The 18,359-nt window shown below is 62.7% G+C and carries 18 protein-coding genes; 9 read left to right on the top strand and 9 right to left on the bottom strand.

The window, feature by feature from the left end:
* Positions 1 to 75: 75 nt before the first annotated feature.
* The 4 genes from P1U48_RS05470 to P1U48_RS05455 form a co-directional block, all read right to left on the bottom strand.
* Positions 76 to 2,769 (bottom strand): ATP-binding protein, encoded by a 2,694-nt coding sequence (locus P1U48_RS05470; RefSeq protein WP_301067863.1) that lies wholly within the window; start codon positions 2,767 to 2,769, stop codon positions 76 to 78.
* Positions 2,769 to 3,065 carry a hypothetical protein gene (locus tag P1U48_RS05465; protein WP_301067862.1) on the bottom strand — a complete coding sequence of 99 codons (297 nt, stop codon included), beginning with the start codon at positions 3,063 to 3,065 and terminating at the stop codon, positions 2,769 to 2,771. Before P1U48_RS05465 ends, P1U48_RS05470 begins: the two co-directional genes overlap by 1 nt.
* A 3-nt stretch (positions 3,066 to 3,068) precedes the next feature.
* Positions 3,069 to 3,437, bottom strand: a complete 369-nt coding sequence (locus P1U48_RS05460) for a response regulator (protein ID WP_301067861.1) — start codon at positions 3,435 to 3,437, stop codon at positions 3,069 to 3,071.
* Between the two features lie 115 nt (positions 3,438 to 3,552).
* Positions 3,553 to 4,875 carry a helix-turn-helix transcriptional regulator gene (locus tag P1U48_RS05455; RefSeq protein ID WP_301067860.1) on the bottom strand — a complete coding sequence of 441 codons (1,323 nt, stop codon included), beginning with the start codon at positions 4,873 to 4,875 and terminating at the stop codon, positions 3,553 to 3,555.
* A gap of 214 nt (positions 4,876 to 5,089) precedes the next feature.
* Here P1U48_RS05455 and P1U48_RS05450 point away from each other — a divergent pair, with 214 nt between their 5' ends.
* The 9 genes from P1U48_RS05450 to aat all read left to right on the top strand — a co-directional run bounded on the left by P1U48_RS05450 (position 5,090) and on the right by aat (position 15,213).
* Entirely contained in the window at positions 5,090 to 6,436 is a 1,347-nt protein-coding gene (locus P1U48_RS05450; protein WP_301067859.1) for a substrate-binding protein, read from the top strand.
* Between the two features lie 127 nt (positions 6,437 to 6,563).
* The gene (locus tag P1U48_RS05445; RefSeq protein ID WP_301067858.1) at positions 6,564 to 7,595 is read left to right on the top strand and encodes a branched-chain amino acid ABC transporter permease; all 1,032 of its coding nucleotides are present in this window, start codon (positions 6,564 to 6,566) and stop codon (positions 7,593 to 7,595) included.
* Between the two features lie 3 nt (positions 7,596 to 7,598).
* A complete protein-coding gene (locus tag P1U48_RS05440; RefSeq protein WP_301067857.1) occupies positions 7,599 to 8,801 on the top strand; it encodes a branched-chain amino acid ABC transporter permease in 1,203 nt (400 codons plus the stop codon).
* Positions 8,802 to 8,813: 12 nt separating this feature from the next.
* Positions 8,814 to 9,575, top strand: coding sequence for an ABC transporter ATP-binding protein (locus P1U48_RS05435; protein WP_301067856.1), 762 nt, complete (start codon positions 8,814 to 8,816; stop codon positions 9,573 to 9,575).
* Positions 9,576 to 9,587: 12 nt separating this feature from the next.
* The gene (locus P1U48_RS05430) at positions 9,588 to 10,343 is read left to right on the top strand and encodes an ABC transporter ATP-binding protein (protein ID WP_301067855.1); all 756 of its coding nucleotides are present in this window, start codon (positions 9,588 to 9,590) and stop codon (positions 10,341 to 10,343) included.
* Between the two features lie 78 nt (positions 10,344 to 10,421).
* A complete protein-coding gene (gene acs, locus P1U48_RS05425; protein ID WP_301067854.1) occupies positions 10,422 to 12,371 on the top strand; it encodes an acetate--CoA ligase in 1,950 nt (649 codons plus the stop codon).
* 195 nt (positions 12,372 to 12,566) lie between these two features.
* A complete protein-coding gene (accB, locus tag P1U48_RS05420; RefSeq protein ID WP_301067853.1) occupies positions 12,567 to 13,061 on the top strand; it encodes an acetyl-CoA carboxylase biotin carboxyl carrier protein in 495 nt (164 codons plus the stop codon).
* A gap of 10 nt (positions 13,062 to 13,071) precedes the next feature.
* A complete protein-coding gene (gene accC / locus P1U48_RS05415; RefSeq protein WP_301067852.1) occupies positions 13,072 to 14,421 on the top strand; it encodes an acetyl-CoA carboxylase biotin carboxylase subunit in 1,350 nt (449 codons plus the stop codon).
* Between the two features lie 144 nt (positions 14,422 to 14,565).
* Positions 14,566 to 15,213 (top strand): leucyl/phenylalanyl-tRNA--protein transferase, encoded by a 648-nt coding sequence (gene aat, locus P1U48_RS05410; protein ID WP_301067851.1) that lies wholly within the window; start codon positions 14,566 to 14,568, stop codon positions 15,211 to 15,213.
* On the opposite strand, the gene P1U48_RS05405 is transcribed toward aat, so the two are convergent.
* The 5 genes from P1U48_RS05405 to clpX form a co-directional block, all read right to left on the bottom strand.
* Positions 15,177 to 15,581, bottom strand: coding sequence for a DUF2155 domain-containing protein (locus P1U48_RS05405; protein WP_366142864.1), 405 nt, complete (start codon positions 15,579 to 15,581; stop codon positions 15,177 to 15,179). The genes aat and P1U48_RS05405 overlap by 37 nt on opposite strands.
* Complete coding sequence (gene mlaD / locus P1U48_RS05400) at positions 15,578 to 16,024, bottom strand: outer membrane lipid asymmetry maintenance protein MlaD (RefSeq protein WP_301067850.1); 447 nt, start codon at positions 16,022 to 16,024, stop codon at positions 15,578 to 15,580. The genes P1U48_RS05405 and mlaD overlap by 4 nt, the downstream gene beginning before the upstream one ends.
* A 13-nt stretch (positions 16,025 to 16,037) precedes the next feature.
* Positions 16,038 to 16,421 (bottom strand): NADH:ubiquinone oxidoreductase subunit NDUFA12, encoded by a 384-nt coding sequence (locus tag P1U48_RS05395; protein WP_301067849.1) that lies wholly within the window; start codon positions 16,419 to 16,421, stop codon positions 16,038 to 16,040.
* A gap of 83 nt (positions 16,422 to 16,504) precedes the next feature.
* Complete coding sequence (locus P1U48_RS05390; RefSeq protein ID WP_301067848.1) at positions 16,505 to 16,888, bottom strand: RidA family protein; 384 nt, start codon at positions 16,886 to 16,888, stop codon at positions 16,505 to 16,507.
* 159 nt (positions 16,889 to 17,047) lie between these two features.
* Positions 17,048 to 18,313 (bottom strand): ATP-dependent Clp protease ATP-binding subunit ClpX, encoded by a 1,266-nt coding sequence (clpX, locus tag P1U48_RS05385; RefSeq protein WP_301067847.1) that lies wholly within the window; start codon positions 18,311 to 18,313, stop codon positions 17,048 to 17,050.
* Between the last annotated feature and the right edge of the window lie 46 nt (positions 18,314 to 18,359).

Here is an 18,359-nt window from a genome sequence, read left to right as displayed (position 1 = left end):
CGAACCCGGAAAATGACGGTTAGGTGAGGCGCGCGATGGTGACCAACTGCGCTTGCGCAATTAGCCAACCCGGCCCTATTGCGTGGCGATCGCGGGTTTTTCTGGCAGGCTGACCCGAAACGCCGCGCCGCCCTGCCCCGGCAGATAGGCGACGGCGCCGCCCAGCCGCGCCATCACCTCGCGGCAGATCGCCAGGCCCAGCCCGGCGCCCCCGGCCTTGTGATGCCCCACCCTTGAGAATTTCTCAAAGATCAGCCCGTGCATATCGGCGTCGATGCCAGAGCCGTTGTCGATGAAATCGACAATGATCAGCCCGTCGCGCCGCTGCACCGCCAATGTCAGCACCGGATCTGCCGCGTCGCAATATTTCTGCGCATTGGCGATCAGATTGATGAACACCTGCGCCAAACGGTCGAAATCGGTCTCGATCGCAATCATCTCATTGTCAGGCTCGCGCAGGATGGTCAGCCGCCCGCCCTGCACCGCCGTCGACACCGCCCGGTCCAGCACTTCGGCCAGGGTGCCAGAGCGGATGTTCAGGCTCACCTGACCATTTTCCAGCACGCTCAGATCCAGCAGGTCGTCCAGCAGCCGGGTCAGCCGCAGCGCCTCGTCATGGATGATCGAGGCATATTTGGCCCGCTCCGCCCCGGTCAGCCCGTCGGTATCGCGCAGGATTTCGGAAAACGCCCGGACCGAGGTCATCGGGGTGCGCAGCTCATGGCTGATCTGGCTCAGGAAGGCATCCTTCTGCACCGAAATCTGGGTCAACTTCTCGTTCACGGCCCGCAGCTGTCGGGCGCTGCGCGCCAGCTCTTCGGATTTGGTTTCCAACTGGCTGGAATATTCCATGATCTGCGCGGTCTCATCGGCCACCGCCATCAGCTCTTCAACCGAGACACTGGCGCCGCCGACGATCTGGCCGACCATCGCATGGGCGGTGGCGGCGCCGACCGACCCGGACAATTCCCGCTCAAGCCGTTGCAGGAATCCCGCCGAAGGTTCCGGCAGGAACCCGGCCAGGCCCTGCCGACGTGCCTCGTCCTGAAACAGCGCCTGCGCCTGACCGGCGCCCAGAATGCGCTGCGCCATGATCATCAGATCCTCGCTCTGCGCCGCGCCGCCCTGCCAACCCTGCGGCGCAGTGGAATGGGCAAAGACATTGACGAACTGGGCGCCCTGCAAGCGTTCCATCGGCGAGGGAAAGGTGAACACCGACACCAGAAAGAACGCCGTGGTGTTGCACAGCATCGACCAGAACACCCCGTGAATCAGCGGGTCCAGGCCGGTGATCCCGAACAGGCCATGCGGGCGCAGCCACCACATTCCAAATGGCCCGAATTCCAGGACGCTGGCGGGCAGGATCACCCCGGTGCCAACGCTGGGCAGGAACAGGCTCCACAGCCAGATCGCCGACCCGACGATCAGGCCAGACAGGGCGCCCAACCTTGTGGCGCCGCGCCAGAATATCCCGCCCAGCAGCGCCGGTAGAAACTGCGCCACGCCCGAGAACGAGATCAACCCGATCGAGGCCAGCGCCGCGCCGCCCCCCGACACCCGGTAATAAAAATAGCCGAGCAGCAGAACCCCCACGATCGACAGCCGCCGGGCCAGCAGCACCACATTGCGCACGTCGCCCGACACCGTGGCGCCGCCGCCATGGGCGCGCAGCCAGATCGGCATCACCACATGGTTGGACACCATCGTCGACAGCGCAATCGAGGCGACGATCACCATCGAGGTGGCCGAAGAAAACCCGCCGAGGAATGACAGCGTCGCCAGCCCCTCACGGCCCTGGCTCAGCGGCACGGTCAGCACAAACAGGTCGGGGTTCGATCCCGCCGGCAACAGCTCAAGCCCGGTCACCGCAATCGGCACCACGAACAGCGACATCAGCATCACATAGGCCGGAAAGGCCCAGGAGGCGGTGCGCAGATGGGTCTCGTTGTCATTCTCGACCACCAGCACCTGAAACATCCGGGGCAGGCAGAGAAAGGCCGCGGCAGACAGAAAGATCAGACCGCTCCAGCGCGAACTGGCCATCTGCCAATGACCCAGTTGCGAGGCATCGATCCGCGCCAGCGTTTCCGAGACGCCGCCGCCGACCCCCCAGACCACAAAGATCCCGACCGCCAGCAGCGCCACCAGCTTGACCACGGCCTCGACCGCGATGGCCATCACCACGCCATGGTGGCGCTCGTTGGCATCCAGGTTGCGGGTGCCGAACAATACCGTGAAGAACGCCAGCCCCGCCGCGACCCAAAGCGCGGTTGAGGCGCTGTCGCCGCCACGCCCGGCACCGGGCACCGACTCCGGATCGGCAGCGGCAAAGCTGGCAAAGCTTTCGACCACCGATTGCAATTGCAGCGCGATATAGGGGGTGGTGCCAACCACCGCCAGAATGGTCACAAGGACCGCCAGCAGGTTGGATTTTCCATAGCGCGAGGAAATCAGATCCGCGACGCTGGTGATCCGTTGCGAGCGCCCGATTCGCACCACCTTGCGCACCCCCCAGAGCCAGCCGATCATCACCAGGCTGGGACCGATATAGATCGTCAGATATTCCAGCCCCGACCGGGCCGCGTTGCCGACCGCGCCGTAAAACGTCCAGGCGGTGCAATAGATCGACAGCGACAAGGTATAGACCAGCGGCGAGTGCAGCCAGTGGGCGCGCCCACGCAGCGCCACCCGTTCAGCAGCAAAGGCCACCGCGAACAGCGCCGCCACATAGCTCAGGCAAACCACGATCAGCACATTCAGAGATCCCATCAGCCGCGGCCCCGTTCGTCAGACAGCAGCGGACGCGGGCCGCTTTTTGGATCGACCTCGGGTTCCAGCCGCCGCGAAGCCAGCCAAGCGGCCAGGACCACCAGCCCCGCCCAGACGCCAAACAGCCAGAGGATCGCATGCGAGGTAACGGTGCCGCCCGCGCCCTGTACCCAGAACAGCGGCACCATCAGCAGCAGCACCATCCCGATCACCGGCAACACCCGCGCCAGATCGGCGAGACGGCGGCGGCGATAGGTGCGGTGGTCCAGGAACACCTGCCTGGGGACATCGACCATGGGCTAGTCCCGCGCCAGGTCGCGCACCGCTTCAAGCACTTCGGCATTGGAAAAGGGCTTGGTCATGAACCGCGAGGCGCCATAGCTTTCTGCCAGTTCACGATCCTTGGACTGGCCGCGCGCGGTCAGCAGCAGCACCGGCAGATCGGCGGTTGTGGCGCTGGCGCGCAGCTCCTGCAGGATATCATAGCCCGAGCGCCCAGGCAGCATCACGTCGAGGATGACCAGATCGGGATTGCGGGTGCGCACCGCCTCGACCGCATCGACACCATTGAAATGGTTCGCCACGCGCCAACCGTCGCGGGACAGGATGAATCCGATTGCCTCGCTAATATTGGGTTCGTCCTCAATGACCAGAACGGTCTTGCTCATCCGGTCCTCCCCTCCCATCCGAGCCGCGCCAGCGTTGCGCATTGGAATTGTTATCTCTTACCCGGGGCGGCCTGTCAAAAGCCGAATTCCGCATCGCGGACAGGCAGGTGTCGCGTCACCCGGTTTCAGCCATGATCGACGGCTCGCGGCGGCCGCGGCAATTCAGCTTGGGACAGATCCGGCAGGTCACCCCAACCCGGCGGTCGCTGTCGTCATCCGGCGCGGCGGGGCTGGGCAGGATCAGCATATGCGCTTCGAACAGCGGCTCGCGTCCGGCCCGCATCACCCCGACCGGTTCGGCCACCGCATGGACGGTGAAGCGCCCCTCGGAGCGGCTGGCCAGGCGCAGGGTCTGGCGGATCGGCACCAACGGCCGCGACAGTGATTGGAACAGCGGCCAGAGCGGACAGGCGGCCCCAAAGCGCGGCAGCGGGAACGACGGCAACGGGCGGCGAAAGGTCAAGGTGCCGCTGGCATCGCAGACCACCAGCCCGAACGGCCCGCCCAGCTCTGCGGCCACCGCCCCCGGCAGGGTCGCCAGCCGTCGCATCATCCGCCCGGTTTCGACCCCGAAGCGCGCCGCCAGCGCCGCCGGGTCAATCTCATCCGCCGATCGGATCGCCTCGACCACTCCCGCCACCGGCAACCGCGCCACATCTTCGCGGTAGCGCGTCAGGATCCGGCGTGCCAGGTCGAGCGCCGCCGCCGAGGTCAGCCCCTCCTCGCCCCCCGTCAATACATCTTGCACCGTCGCGTCGCCGCCGCGCTCAAGCTCGGCGATGTGAAAGCCGCGCGCCGATAGAAACGCCTCGACCTCATCCTGCGGCGCGTTCAGCGTCGCATCCTTGCGCTGGCCGGCGTCCAGCTCGGCCACCAAATGCTGCGCGCCTTCGGACAGCCGCTGGCTGTCCTCGCTGATATTGCGGTGAAATCGCTCGCGCCATTCCGGCTCTAGCTCCTTGGTTTCGACCAGGATCGAAGCGGTGGAATGAATCGCGGTAATGGTCGAAAGCACCTCATGCAGCGAAGCTGCCAGATGCGGGTCATGGGTCAGCCGGTCGGTCAGCGCCTCAACCGTCTGTTCGAGGCTGGCAATGGCGCGGTGCTGTTCAGATGCCAGCGCCGCCCAGCCCGGAAATCGACCGGCAAATTCCTCAAGCATGTCCAGTTCGGCACCCGCCCGCGGCCGGTCGGCGGCGGCTTCTCGCAGGGTGGCGATCAGCGCCGCCTCCGCCCCCTCTGACAGCAGCGATGCCTCGACCTCCAGCGCCGCAGCGATGTCGAGCAGCAGCTTGCCCCCGATTCTGCGCCGGTTGTGTTCGATCAGATTGAGGTAGGAAGCCGAGATCCCAGCCCGCCGCGCCAGCTCGGCCTGGCGCAGGCCACGGATGACCCGCCGCTCACGGATCCGACTGCCGGTCAGGGTCGTTCTAAGCATGGTGTTTTTCCTGCAAAAACAGCGCGTTTCTGCACTGCAAAATAATTTCTTTACAAACCATACACCAAAATTGTGCATGTGTTTACAAAAAAATCATTAGGAATAAAGCGCTTGTTGCCTAGTTTTCATTTTCTCTGCGATAGTAACTTTGCACGAATGTGCGTTCTGGGCCGTGAGGAGACGCGCCCCGAACTCACCTAAACGGGAGGATTACATGTCCAATACCAACTTCACGCGTCGAGGCGTGCTCAAAACCGGCGCCGTCGCCGGGGCGGGCCTTGCCTTGCCCACCTATCTGTCGGCGGCCAGCCATTCGGGCTATACCAACGCCCCGCAGGGCAGCACTGTCACCCTCGGCTTCAACGTGCCGCAAACCGGCCCCTATGCTGACGAAGGCATGGACGAACTGCGCGCCTACGAGCTCGCGGTCGAACATCTGAATGGCGAAGGCGACGGCGGCATGATGTCGACCTTCTCGTCGAAGGCCCTGCAGGGCAACGGCGTCCTGGGCAAGAAGGTGGCCTATGTCACCGGCGACACCCAGACCAAATCGGATGCGGCCCGCGCTTCGGCCAAGTCGATGATCGAAAAAGATGGCGCCATCATGATTTCCGGCGGCTCGTCCTCCGGTGTCGCCGTGGCGGTCCAGGGGCTCTGCCAAGAGGCCGGGATCATCTTCATGGCGGGTCTGACCCACTCCAACGACACCACCGGCAAGGACAAGAAGGCCAATGGCTTCCGCCACTTCTTCAATGCCTATATGTCGGGCGCCGCCCTGGCACCGGTGCTGGCCAAGCAATACGGTCCGGACCGCAAGGCCTATCACCTGACCGCCGATTACACCTGGGGCTGGACCCAGCAAGAATCGATTCAGGCCGCAACCGAAGCGCTGGGTTGGCAGACCGTCAACAACGTGCTGACACCGCTGGCCCAGACCGATTTCTCGTCCTACATCGCACCGGTTCTGAATTCCGGCGCAGATGTTCTGGTCCTGAACCACTACGGCGGAAACATGGTCAATTCGCTGACCAACGCCGTGCAGTTCGGCCTGCGCGACAAGATGGTGAACGGCAAGCAGTTCGAAATCGTCGTTCCGCTCTATTCGGAACTGATGGCCAAGGGCGCCGGTCCGAACATCAAGGGTATCCTGGGGTCGACCAACTGGTCCTGGACGCTGCAAGACGAAGGCACCAAAGCATTCGTCAAATCGTTCGGCACCAAATACGGCTTCCCGCCGTCGAACGCCGCTCAGACCTGCTATGCGCAAACGATGCTCTATGCGGATGCTGCGGCACGGGCCGGGTCGTTCAACCCCTGCGCCATCGCCGAAGCCCTGGAAGGCTTTGAATTCGATGGTCTTGGCAACGGTCCGACGCTGTACCGCGCCGACGATCACCAGTGCTTCAAGGATGTGCTGGTCATGAAGGGCAAAGAGGACCCGGCAAACGAGCATGATCTGCTCGAAATCGTCGAAGTGACCCCGCGCGCGCAAGTCGAATATGCGCCGGATCACCCGATGTTTGCTGGTGGCAACCTCGGGACCTGCAACCCGGGCGCCTAAAACCCCAAGGGTGCGTGCCAAGGCACGCACCCTGTCGTTTTCGCCTGGCGCCTCTGGCCCCGGCGGGCCCTGATCCGCGGTAGGGTGCGTGCTTGCACGCACCACCGTCTTTCCCATGAGAGAGACAATGGACGCAATCATTCTGCAAATTCTGAACGGTCTGGACAAAGGATCGGCCTATGCGCTGATCGCGCTCGGACTGACCCTGATCTTCGGCACCCTGGGGGTGGTCAATTTCGCCCATGGTGCGCTGTTCATGCTCGGTGCCTTCTGCGCCGTCACCCTGAACAAACTGCTGAGCTTCAGCTTTGAAACCATCGATCCGACCAAGACGGATTTCCTTGGCAATCCAGCCAAGGTCAAAACCGCCTATGTCGAAAGCTGGTTCGGCCCCGATGTCGGCGCCGCAATCATTGATTGGTCGGTGCCACTGGCGATCCTGTTCTCGATTCCGATCATGGTCGGCATCGGCTATGTGATGGAACGCGGGCTGATCAAGCATTTCTACAAGCGCGAACATGCCGACCAGATTCTGGTGACCTTTGGCCTGGCCATCGTCATTCAGGAGTTGGTCAAGCATTACTACGGTGCCAACCCGATCCAGACCCCTGCCCCGTCGGCGTTTCGCGGCTCGCTCGATTTCGGCGCGATGTTCGGCTTTGATCCGAATGTGATCATCTATCCCTATTGGCGGCTGGTCTATTTCGCCTTTGCGGCGGTGGTGATCGGTGCGGTCTTTGCCTTTCTGCGCTTCACCACCTTTGGGATGGTGGTGCGCGCCGGCATGGCCGATCGCGAGACCGTCGGGCTGCTCGGCATCAATATCGACAAACGCTTCACCATCATGTTCGGCATCGCCGCGGCGGTGGCTGGGCTGGCCGGGGTGATGTATGCGCCGATCAATTCGCCCAATTATCACATGGGGATGGATTTCCTGGTGCTGTCCTTCGTGGTGGTGGTGGTCGGCGGCATGGGCTCTCTGCCCGGTGCCGTCGCGGCCGGGTTCCTGCTCGGCATCCTGGAAAGTTTCGCCTCGATGAACGAGGTCAAGTCGCTGCTCCCGGGCATCGACCAGATCATCATCTACCTCGTCGCCATTATCATTCTGCTGACCCGTCCTCGTGGCCTTCTTGGCCGCAAGGGCGTGATGGAGGAGTAATCCATGCTGGGTCTTCACAGCAAAGACTTCAAAACCCTGGTCATCGTGGCCGTGCTGACGATGTTGGCACCATTCATCCTCAACCCCTTCCCGAGCGGCAGCGCCATGGCGCAGTTCAACGCGGGCTATCCCGACCTGATGCAGCGATTTGTGATCTTTGGCATCTTCGCCATCGGCTTCAACATCCTGTTCGGGCTGACCGGCTACCTCTCCTTCGGCCATGCCGCCTTTCTCGGGGTCGGGTCCTATTCCGCGGTCTGGATGTTCAAGCTGCTCAGCATGAATGTCATTCCGGGGATCATCCTGTCGGTGATCGTCGCCGGGATCTTTGCGCTGATCATCGGCTTTATCTCGCTGCGGCGCACGGGGATCTATTTCTCGATCCTGACACTGGCCTTTGCACAGATGTCATTCAACCTGGCCTATTCGGTGCTGACCCCGATCACCAATGGTGAGACCGGGCTGCAACTGACCCTGAACGATCCGCGCATCCTCGGGGTTTCGGCCACCGAAAGCGGCGGCATCCCGGTGACCAACTTCTTTGGTGCCGAGATGCGCTCGACCTACGAACTGGTCGTCGGCGGCTGGGATTTCCAGTTCAACACCGGCTACTACTTCTGCGCAATGATGCTGCTGCTGGCCTTCTATCTGTCGATCCGCATCTTCCGCTCGCCATTCGGGCTGATGCTGCGGGCGATCAAGGCCAACAAGACGCGGCTGAACTACACCGGGCTGAACACCCGCCCCTATGCGCTGGCCGCCTTTGTGATCTCGGGCATGTATGCCGGTCTCGCCGGTGGTCTGCTGGCGTCGATGGACCCGCTGGCCGGGGCCGAGCGGATGCAATGGACCGCGTCGGGCGAAGTGGTGCTGATGACCATCCTTGGCGGGGCTGGCACCCTGATCGGGCCGGTGGTCGGCGCTGGTTTCATCAAGTATTTCGAGAATATCTTCTCGAAAATCAACGACAGCGTGTTGCATGGCTGGTTCGACTTCCTGCCGCAGGGCATGGAAAATGCGGCGGTCTGGGTGACCGAGCATTTCGTCGGACCGGGCTGGCACCTGACCCTCGGGCTGCTGTTCATGCTGGTGGTGACCTTCCTGCCGGGCGGGCTGGTCGAAGGCGGTCAGCGGTTGGCACGGCTGTTCCGGCGCAAGTCCGGTGACAAACCCGACGCCGCTTCGCAATCCAAACCTGCCGAATAAGGAGAGACCAAGATGGGCATCCTTGAAATCAAGAACGTAGGCAAACGCTTTGGCGGTCTGCAAGCGCTTGGCGATGTGAACCTCAGCATCGCCGAGAACAGCGTGCATGCGATCATCGGACCGAACGGCGCGGGCAAATCCACCCTGCTGAATGTGCTGGTGGGCAAGCTGATCCCGGACACCGGCAGCGTCATGTTCGACGGGCAGTCGGTGTTGGGGCGCACCCCCTATGAGATTAACCAGATGGGGATTTCCCGGGTGTTCCAGACGCCTGAGATTTTCGGCAACCTGACGGTTATTGAAAACATGCTGATCCCCTGCTTTGCCAAGCGCGACGGATCCTTTGAATTGAACGCGATCACCTCGATCGCCGGTCAAAAGGACATCATCGAAAAGGCCGAGCATATGCTGGAAAGCATGAACCTGGCCAACAAGCGGCACATGCATTCGGCCTCAATGTCGCGCGGCGACAAGCGGCGGCTGGAAATCGCCATGTGTCTGGCCCAGGAACCACGGCTGTTGCTGCTCGACGAACCCACCGCCGGGATGGCGCGGGCCGACACCAACAACACCATCGACCTGCTGAAGCGGATCAAGGACGAACGCGACATCACCATCGCGATCATCGAACACGATATGCATGTGGTGTTTTCCCTGGCCGAACGGATCACTGTGCTGGCTCAGGGCACCCCGCTGGTCGAGGACGTGCCGCAGAACATCAAAGGCCACCCCAAGGTGCGCGAAGCCTATCTCGGCGAAACGGCCGTGGCCTAAGGAGCGACAGAGATGAACGTCAAACCCGACTTTTCCAAAGGCAAGAACCTCGCCGAAACCGCCCCCGCGTTCCTGAGCGTCTGGGACATGGAATCCTATTACGGCGAAAGCTACATCGTCCAGAACATCAGCTTTAACGTGCATGAGGGCGAAATCCTGGCGCTTCTGGGCCGCAATGGCGCTGGCAAGACCTCGACGCTGCGCTCGATCGCGCGGATGGACGATCCGCAGGTGACGCATGGCGAGATCTGGCTGGATCACCAGCCGCTGCACCTGATGTCATCCTATCAGGCCGCACAGGCCGGGATCGGCCTGGTGCCCGAAGATCGCTGCATCATCCCCGGCCTCACCGTCGAGGAAAACCTGCAACTGGCGCAGATCGCCCCGCCAATCGGCTGGTCCCTGGACCGTCTTTATGAGCTGTTTCCGCGCCTCGGCGAGCGCCGCAAGCAAGAGGGCGTGACCCTGTCAGGCGGCGAACAGCAGATGCTGGCCATCGCCCGCGCCCTGGCCCGCGACATCAAGGTGCTGCTGCTCGACGAACCATATGAGGGGCTGGCACCGGTGATCGTGGACGAGATCGAAAAGACCCTGCGGATCATCAAGGAGCAAGGGATCACCACGATCCTGGTCGAACAGAATGCGGTGCGCGCCCTGGAACTGGCCGACCGCGCGGTGATCCTGGACACCGGCTCGGTGGTGTTTGACGCCAGCGCCGCCGAGGTGCTGGGCAATGCCGAGCTGCGCGCCGAATATCTGGCGATCTGAGATTTGCCATCCGCGTGTTGCATCTCGCGGGTGGTTGAGAGACGTTTGATCCGACAACCAAAAGACGAAGGCCCGACCATGACCGATGCAATCTATTCCCCGTCAGCCGATTTTGTGGCCAAGGCCCATGTCGACGCAGCCAAATACGCCGAGATGTATAAGGCCTCGATTTCTGACCCAGATGCCTTCTGGGCTGAGCAGGCCCGCGCCCGCGTCGATTGGATCAAACCGTTCAGCAAGGTCTCCGAGGTGGATTTCACCCTTGGCTCGGTCGGCATCAAATGGTTCGAAGACGGCACCCTGAATGTCGCCGCCAATTGCATCGACCGGCACCTGGAAACCCGGGGCGATCAGACCGCGATCATCTGGGAACCGGATGATCCCAAGGATGACGCGCTGCATATCTCGTATCGCGACCTGCACCGCAGCACCTGCCGGATGGCCAATATCCTTGAGGATATGGGCGTGCGCAAAGGCGACCGGGTGATCATCTATTTGCCGATGATCCCCGAGGCCGCCTATGCAATGCTGGCCTGCGCCCGGATCGGCGCGGTGCATTCCATCGTTTTTGCCGGGTTCTCGCCCGATGCGCTTGGCGCCCGGATCAACGGCTGCGATGCCAAGGTGGTGATCACCGCCGACCACGCCCCGCGCGGCGGCCGCGCCACGCCGCTGAAATCCAACACCGATCAGGCGCTGTTGCATTGCAAGGACAGCGTCAAGGTGCTGATGGTGCGCCGCACCGGGGCGCAGACCACCTGGATCGACGGGCGCGATCACGATTACAACGAATTGGCGCTTGAGGCGGACGATTATGCCAAACCCGCCGAGATGAACGCCGAGGATCCGCTGTTTGTCCTCTACACCTCAGGCTCCACCGGGCAGCCCAAGGGCGTGGTGCACACCACCGGCGGCTATCTGGTCTATGCGGCGATGACGCACCAGATCACCTTTGATTACCACGACGGTGACGTCTTTTGGTGCACCGCCGATGTCGGCTGGGTCACCGGCCACAGCTATATCATCTACGGACCGCTGGCGAATGGCGCCACCACGCTGATGTTCGAGGGCGTGCCGACCTTTCCCGACGCCGGACGGTTCTGGGCGGTCTGCGAAAAACACAAGGTCAACCAGTTCTACACCGCCCCCACCGCAATCCGGGCGTTGATGGGCCAGGGCAAGGAATGGGTCGAAAAATATGACCTCTCCGACCTGAAGCTGCTGGGCACCGTCGGCGAGCCGATCAATCCCGAGGCCTGGAACTGGTATAACGATGTGGTCGGCAAGGGCATCTGCCCGATCGTCGACACCTGGTGGCAGACCGAGACCGGCGGCCATATGCTCACCCCGCTGCCCGGCGCCACCGCGACCAAACCGGGATCGGCCACCCTGCCGTTCTTCGGGGTGCAGCCGGTGGTGCTCGACCCCCAAACCGGCGCCGAGATCACCGCCACCGAATGCGAGGGTGTGCTGGCCATCAAGGGCAGCTGGCCCGGCCAGATGCGCACGGTTTATGGCGACCACGAGCGCTTTGAGACGACCTATTTCAGCGATTACGAAGGCTATTACTTCGCCGGTGACGGCTGCCGACGCGACAAGGACGGCTATTACTGGATCACCGGCCGGGTCGATGACGTGATCAACGTCTCTGGCCACCGGATGGGCACTGCCGAGGTCGAATCCGCCCTCGTTGCCCATGTCAAAGTCGCCGAGGCCGCCGTGGTTGGCTACCCGCATGAGATCAAGGGCCAGGGCATCTATGCCTATGTCACCCTGATGAACGGGGTCGAGCCGGATGAGGCGCTGCGCAAGGAGCTGGAAACCTGGGTGCGCACCGAAATCGGCCCGATCGCCAAGCCTGACCTGATCCAATGGGCCCCCGGCCTGCCGAAAACCCGGTCGGGCAAGATCATGCGCCGGATCCTGCGCAAGATTGCCGAAAACGACTATGGCGCGCTTGGCGACACCTCGACCCTGGCCGATCCCAGCGTGGTGGACGAGCTGATCGAAAACCGGATGAATTGCTGATCCCCGCTGAGGGCGGATGGCGCTGGCGGGTCCGTTCGGGCCCGCCATTTTCATGCCAGGGCCGGCCCGGCCCCGGGGTTTTCGCCTGCCCGAGGCCACGACGGCGCATAGGTCACTTTTCACCGGCCTTTCCATCGCCTATAAGCGGCGGGTGCGGACCACAGCGAAGGGTCCCGTAATATCATCGAGGACAGCATGACCAACAAGTCGCACGAGACCGATGTTGATTTTATCCGGGCCCTTGCGGGCCTGCTGCGCGAAAACGATCTGACCGAGATCGAGGTTAAACGCGAATACGGCAAGGATGACGGGCTGAACGTCCGCGTCAGCCGCACCAACACCGTCGTGACAAGCGTCGCCGCTGCCCCGGCCGCCGCACCCATCGCAGCCGCACCCATCGCCGGGGCCCCGGTCGCCTTGGTCTCCAGCGGCGGCGGAGAAGATCCGGCCAGCCATCCCGGCGCGGTGACCTCGCCGATGGTCGGCACCGTCTATCTGCAACCCGAACCGGATGCCCCGGCTTTCGTCTCGGTCGGTGACAAGGTGGCCGAAGGCGACACGTTGCTGATCATCGAAGCGATGAAGACAATGAACCAGATCCCCGCCCCGCGTGCGGGCACGATCAAGCGCATTCTGGTCGAGGACAAATCGGCGGTCGAATACGGCGCGCCCCTGATGATCATCGAATAGGGCCACCGCAATGTTCGACAAGATCCTGATTGCCAACCGTGGAGAAATCGCTCTGCGCGTGATCCGTGCCGCCCGCGAAATGGGCATCCGCAGCGTCGCGGTGCATTCCACCGCCGATGCCGATGCCATGCATGTGCGGATGGCCGACGAATCCGTCTGTATCGGCCCGCCCGCTTCCAGCGAAAGCTACCTGCATATCCCGGCGATCATTGCCGCCTGCGAGGTCACCGGCGCCCAGGCGATCCACCCCGGCTATGGCTTCCTGTCGGAAAACGCCGGATTCGTGCAGATCGTCGAGGATCACGGGCTGACCTTTATTGGCCCGACGGCGGAACATATCCGCATCATGGGCGACAAGATCACCGCCAAGGACACGATGAAGGCGCTTGGCGTGCCCTGCGTGCCCGGCTCGGACGGCGGGGTTGCCGACCTTGCCACCGCCAAACGGCTGGGCGACGAGATCGGCTATCCGGTCATCATCAAGGCCACCGCCGGTGGTGGCGGACGCGGCATGAAGGTGGCGCAGACCGCCGCCGACATGGAAAGCGCCTTTCAGACGGCCCGCGCCGAAAGCAAGGCGGCCTTTGGCAATGATGAAGTCTATATCGAGAAATACCTGACCACCCCGCGCCATATCGAGATCCAGGTGTTTGGCGATGGCAAGGGCGGTGCCGTGCATCTGGGCGAACGCGATTGTTCGCTGCAACGGCGTCATCAGAAAGTGTTCGAAGAGGCGCCCGGCCCCTCGATCAGCGCCGAAATGCGTGCCGAAATCGGCAAGACCTGCGCCGATGCGATCGCCAAGATCGGCTATGCCGGGGCCGGCACCATCGAGTTTCTTTATGAGAACGGTGAATTCTTTTTCATCGAGATGAACACCAGGCTGCAGGTCGAACATCCGGTGACCGAGGCGATCTTTGGCGTCGATCTGGTGCGCGAACAGATCCGGGTGGCCGAGGGCTATCCCCTGTCCTTCACCCAGGACGATCTGCAAATCAACGGCCATGCCATCGAGGTGCGGATCAACGCCGAGCGGCTGCCCGATTTCGCGCCGCGCCCCGGGCGGATCAGCCATTACCACGCTCCCGGCGGCCTTGGCGTGCGGATGGATTCCGCACTCTATGACGGCTATTCGATCCCGCCCTATTACGACAGCCTGATCGGCAAATTGATCGTGCATGGCCGCGACCGGCCCGAGGCGCTGGCCCGGCTGCACCGCGCCCTGTCCGAACTGATCGTCGACGGGGTGGAAAACACCGTGCCGCTGTTCGACGCGCTGCTCGCCGAACCGGATATCCAGAGCGGTAACTACAACATTCACTGGCTGGAAAAATGGCTCGCGGCCAACCTCACCGCCTGAGCCGCCCCAGCTTCCGCCCCGAATAACGCGCAATCCAACCGCTCGCCTCCCCCTAATGGGGGGCGGGTCAGCGTGGGGGCCGCCACCCCCCCCCTCGCATCCGGCCTCGCCAAACCCTGCGCCCCATGCCACTCTGGCCCGGCCATGAAAGACTCGGACTCCCTCACCACCGCTCTGCTGTTGCATGCCTACACGCTGGGCATTTTCCCGATGGCCGAAAGCCGGGACGATCCGGATATCTTCTGGGTCGATCCGCGCCGTCGCGGGATCTTTCCGCTCGACGGGTTCCATGTCTCGCGCTCACTGGCCCGAACCCTGCGGCGGATGGACTATCAGGTCAGCGTCAACCGGGATTTCGCCGGGGTGGTCGATGCCTGCGCCGATCGCCCGGAAACCTGGATCAATGCCGAAATCGCGCAGCTCTACCTTGAACTGCATGAGCTCGGCCACGCCCATTCTCTGGAAATCAGCGCCGGGGGACAATTGATCGGTGGGGTTTACGGGGTGACCATCGGCGCAGCTTTCTTTGGCGAAAGCATGTTCTCGCGGCGCCGGGACGGGTCAAAAATCGCGCTGGTCTGGCTGGTGGATCGGTTGCGGCAGGCCGGGTTCACCCTGTTCGACACCCAGTTCATCACCCCGCATCTCGCCTCGCTCGGCGCCATCGAAATCTCGCGCGCCGAGTATCAAGCCCGCCTGCACGAAGCGTTGGCGCGCAGGGCGGATTTCACCGCGCCGCCGCCGCCGGACAATGCTCAGTCGGTCTTGCAGCGCATCACCCAGACGTCATAGCGGAAATGATCCAGCGCGTTCAGCGCCGGGGATGAGGCGACCATCCAGCCTGAAAACAACGGTTCGCTGGATTTCGACGGTTCGGTGATCACCAGAAAGGCATAGGCATCGCCATCCTGATCGCCATCGGGATAGCGGCATTCGCGCAGCGTGATGACCAGCCGACCGATCTGCGCCGATCCGCCTGCGCGCATGTCGAATTCCGAAACCTGACCGTTGAACTTGTCCAGCGCCTTCAGCCGCGCACCGGTGCCGATCCTGGTGCGTGCCTCTTCGGTGGTGGCGCCATCGATGCCATCGACCACCTGCGCCATGGCGCCCGTGGCAAGCGATACCAACACCGAAATCAGAGCCGCGCGCAGCATCATTCACCCGTTTTGGTGACGAATTTCATCAACAGGGCGACCAAGCTGATCGAGCCCTGGGTTTCCAGAACCTCGTCCCCGGATTCCAAATAAAATTCCGATCCGCCGGGCGAGAGTTCCAGGTAGTTGCCGCCGAGCAGGCCTTCGCTGGAAATCAGGACCGCGCTGTCATCGGGCACTTTGACACCGTCGCTGACGCTGAAGGTGGCGATGGCGCGATAGCTTTCCGGGTTCAGTGCGATATCGGTCACGGTGCCGACCTTGACCCCCGCCAATCGCACATCGGTGCCGATCTGGATGCCGTCGGCGGCGCGGAAGGAAGCGGTGAGCGGATAACCGGCGCCGCCCGGTGCCAGGCCGGCGATCTTGCCGGCATAGATGCCAAAGCCGATGGCCAGCGCCAGAACCGCGCCGCCGACCAAGACTTCTGTTGTGTTTTCAGCCATTCGAGTCGCCCTTTTATTCCGGGCTCCAGGCCTCGTAATCCTGGCGCGGCGCGGTATCGGATCGACGAATCGAACCGGACGGCGCATAGGCCAGCGGCGATCCGGTCAGGTTTTCCTGGTGCGGCTTTTCCCAGGCCCTATGCGACAGCGGCGCGTCGGTCGGGGCCTTGTCAAAGGTGTGATGTAGCCAGCCATGCCAATCCGGGCTGATCCGGCTGGCCTCGACCTCGCCATTGAACAGCACCCAGCGCCGCTTGCCATCGCGCGAGCGGAAGAACCGGTTGCCCTGATCATCCTCGCCCACCTTCACCCCCTTGCGGGAGGTGTAGAGCAACGTGTTGAGAGTGGCACCGTTCCACCATGTCAAAGCACGCAGAACCGAATTGAACAGGCCCATGGGCAACCTCCGGATTGGGTCTCTCTGATATGGCGCATCGGCGCGCTCAGGTCCAGCCCCGAGGCCCGATGTGAAGGCGCGACTTAAGGCCCTTCGTTGCCTCGCGCGACAATTTTCGCGGTAACCTCGATTTCGATCTTGTAGGCCGGGTCGATCAACCCGGCCTGGAACATCGTGGCCGCGGGCGGATGGGCGCCAAACACCTCGGCCAGCACCGGCCAGCAGGGCTCAAAATCGGCGACATCCGGCAGAATGTAATGCACCCGCACCACATCTGCGAAACTGGCCCCGGCCTCACTCAGCGCCTTGCCGATGACGTCGAGCGCGGCGCGGCATTGCGCGACCACGGTTTCACCCTGCCCGACGGTGCCCGCCACATGCACCCAGCCATCGGCGGTTTTCACCGCCCGGCAATAGCCGATCTTGGGTTCATAGGCGCCGCCCGATTCGATCCTGATATGTTCCATCTCGCCCTCTTGCTCTGGACTGCGCGGTGATCCTGCCCAGCTTTTTCAGAAAGCGCCAGAACCCGCAGCCTGTGCGGCGTGGCAAAATGCAAAGGGGCAAAACAAAACGGGCCGGTGCATTGCGGCACCGACCCGTTTCGATCTGTCAAGGCGGGCCGATCAACCGGCGCTGGTGCCTTCTTTCTTGGCTTCGGCGTGGATCATCAGCGGCGTCGCGGATGAAGTCACCGCCTCTTCGTTCACCACCACCTCTTCGACGCTGTCCATGCCGGGCAGATCGAACATGGTGTCGAGCAGGATATCCTCGAGGATCGAGCGCAGCCCGCGCGCACCGGTCTTCCGCTCGATCGCGCGTTTGGCGATCGCGATCAGCGAATCCTCGGTGAAGGTCAGCTTGGTGTCTTCCAGTTCGAACAGCCGCTGGTATTGCTTGACCAGTGCGTTTTTCGGCTGGGTCAGGATGGTAACCAGTGCATCGGCATCCAGGTCCTCAAGCGTGGCGATCACCGGCAGACGGCCGACGAATTCCGGGATCAGACCGAATTTCAACAGATCCTCGGGTTCGAGATCCTGAAAGATCTCGCCGACGCCGCGGTCGTCATTGTCACGCACATCGGCACCAAAGCCCATCGCGCTGCCCTTGCCGCGCGCGGCGATGATCCGGTCGAGACCGGCAAAGGCACCGCCGCAGATGAACAGGATATTGGTGGTGTCCACCTGCAGGAATTCCTGCTGCGGATGCTTGCGCCCGCCCTGCGGCGGCACCGAGGCAACGGTGCCTTCCATCAGTTTCAGCAGCGCCTGCTGCACCCCCTCGCCCGAGACATCGCGGGTGATGCTGGGATTTTCCGACTTGCGGGTGATCTTGTCGACCTCGTCGATATAGACGATGCCGCGCTGCGCCCGCTCGACGTTGTATTCGCTGGACTGCAACAGCTTGAGAATGATGTTTTCGACATCCTCACCGACATAACCGGCCTCGGTCAGCGTGGTGGCATCGGCCATGGTAAAGGGCACGTCGAGGATCCGCGCCAGCGTCTGCGCCAGCAGCGTCTTGCCACAGCCGGTCGGGCCAATCAGCAGGATGTTGGATTTCGCCAGCTCGATATCCGAAGATTTGGCGGAATGGTTCAGCCGCTTGTAATGGTTGTGCACCGCGACCGACAGAACCCGCTTGGCCTTGGACTGACCGATCACATAATCGTCGAGCACGCTACAGATCTCATGCGGGCTCGGCACCCCGTCCGAGCTTTTCAGCCCGGTGGTCTTGGTTTCCTCACGGATGATATCCATGCACAATTCAACGCATTCATCACAAATGAACACTGTCGGGCCCGCGATCAACTTGCGGACCTCGTGCTGGCTCTTGCCGCAGAAGCTGCAATAGAGCGTATTTTTGCTGTCACCACCCGAATTCGTCGCCATATCGCACCCTTTGCCCGAACCCGGGCGATTTTGGTCCGCCCAAGAG

The organism is Pseudooceanicola sp., from assembly GCF_029213205.1.
In the GTDB taxonomy this organism is placed as follows: Bacteria; Pseudomonadota; Alphaproteobacteria; order Rhodobacterales; family Rhodobacteraceae; genus Pseudooceanicola.
The sequence above is the reverse complement of the archived record's forward strand: the minus strand, read 5'-3'. Positions and strand labels throughout refer to the sequence as shown.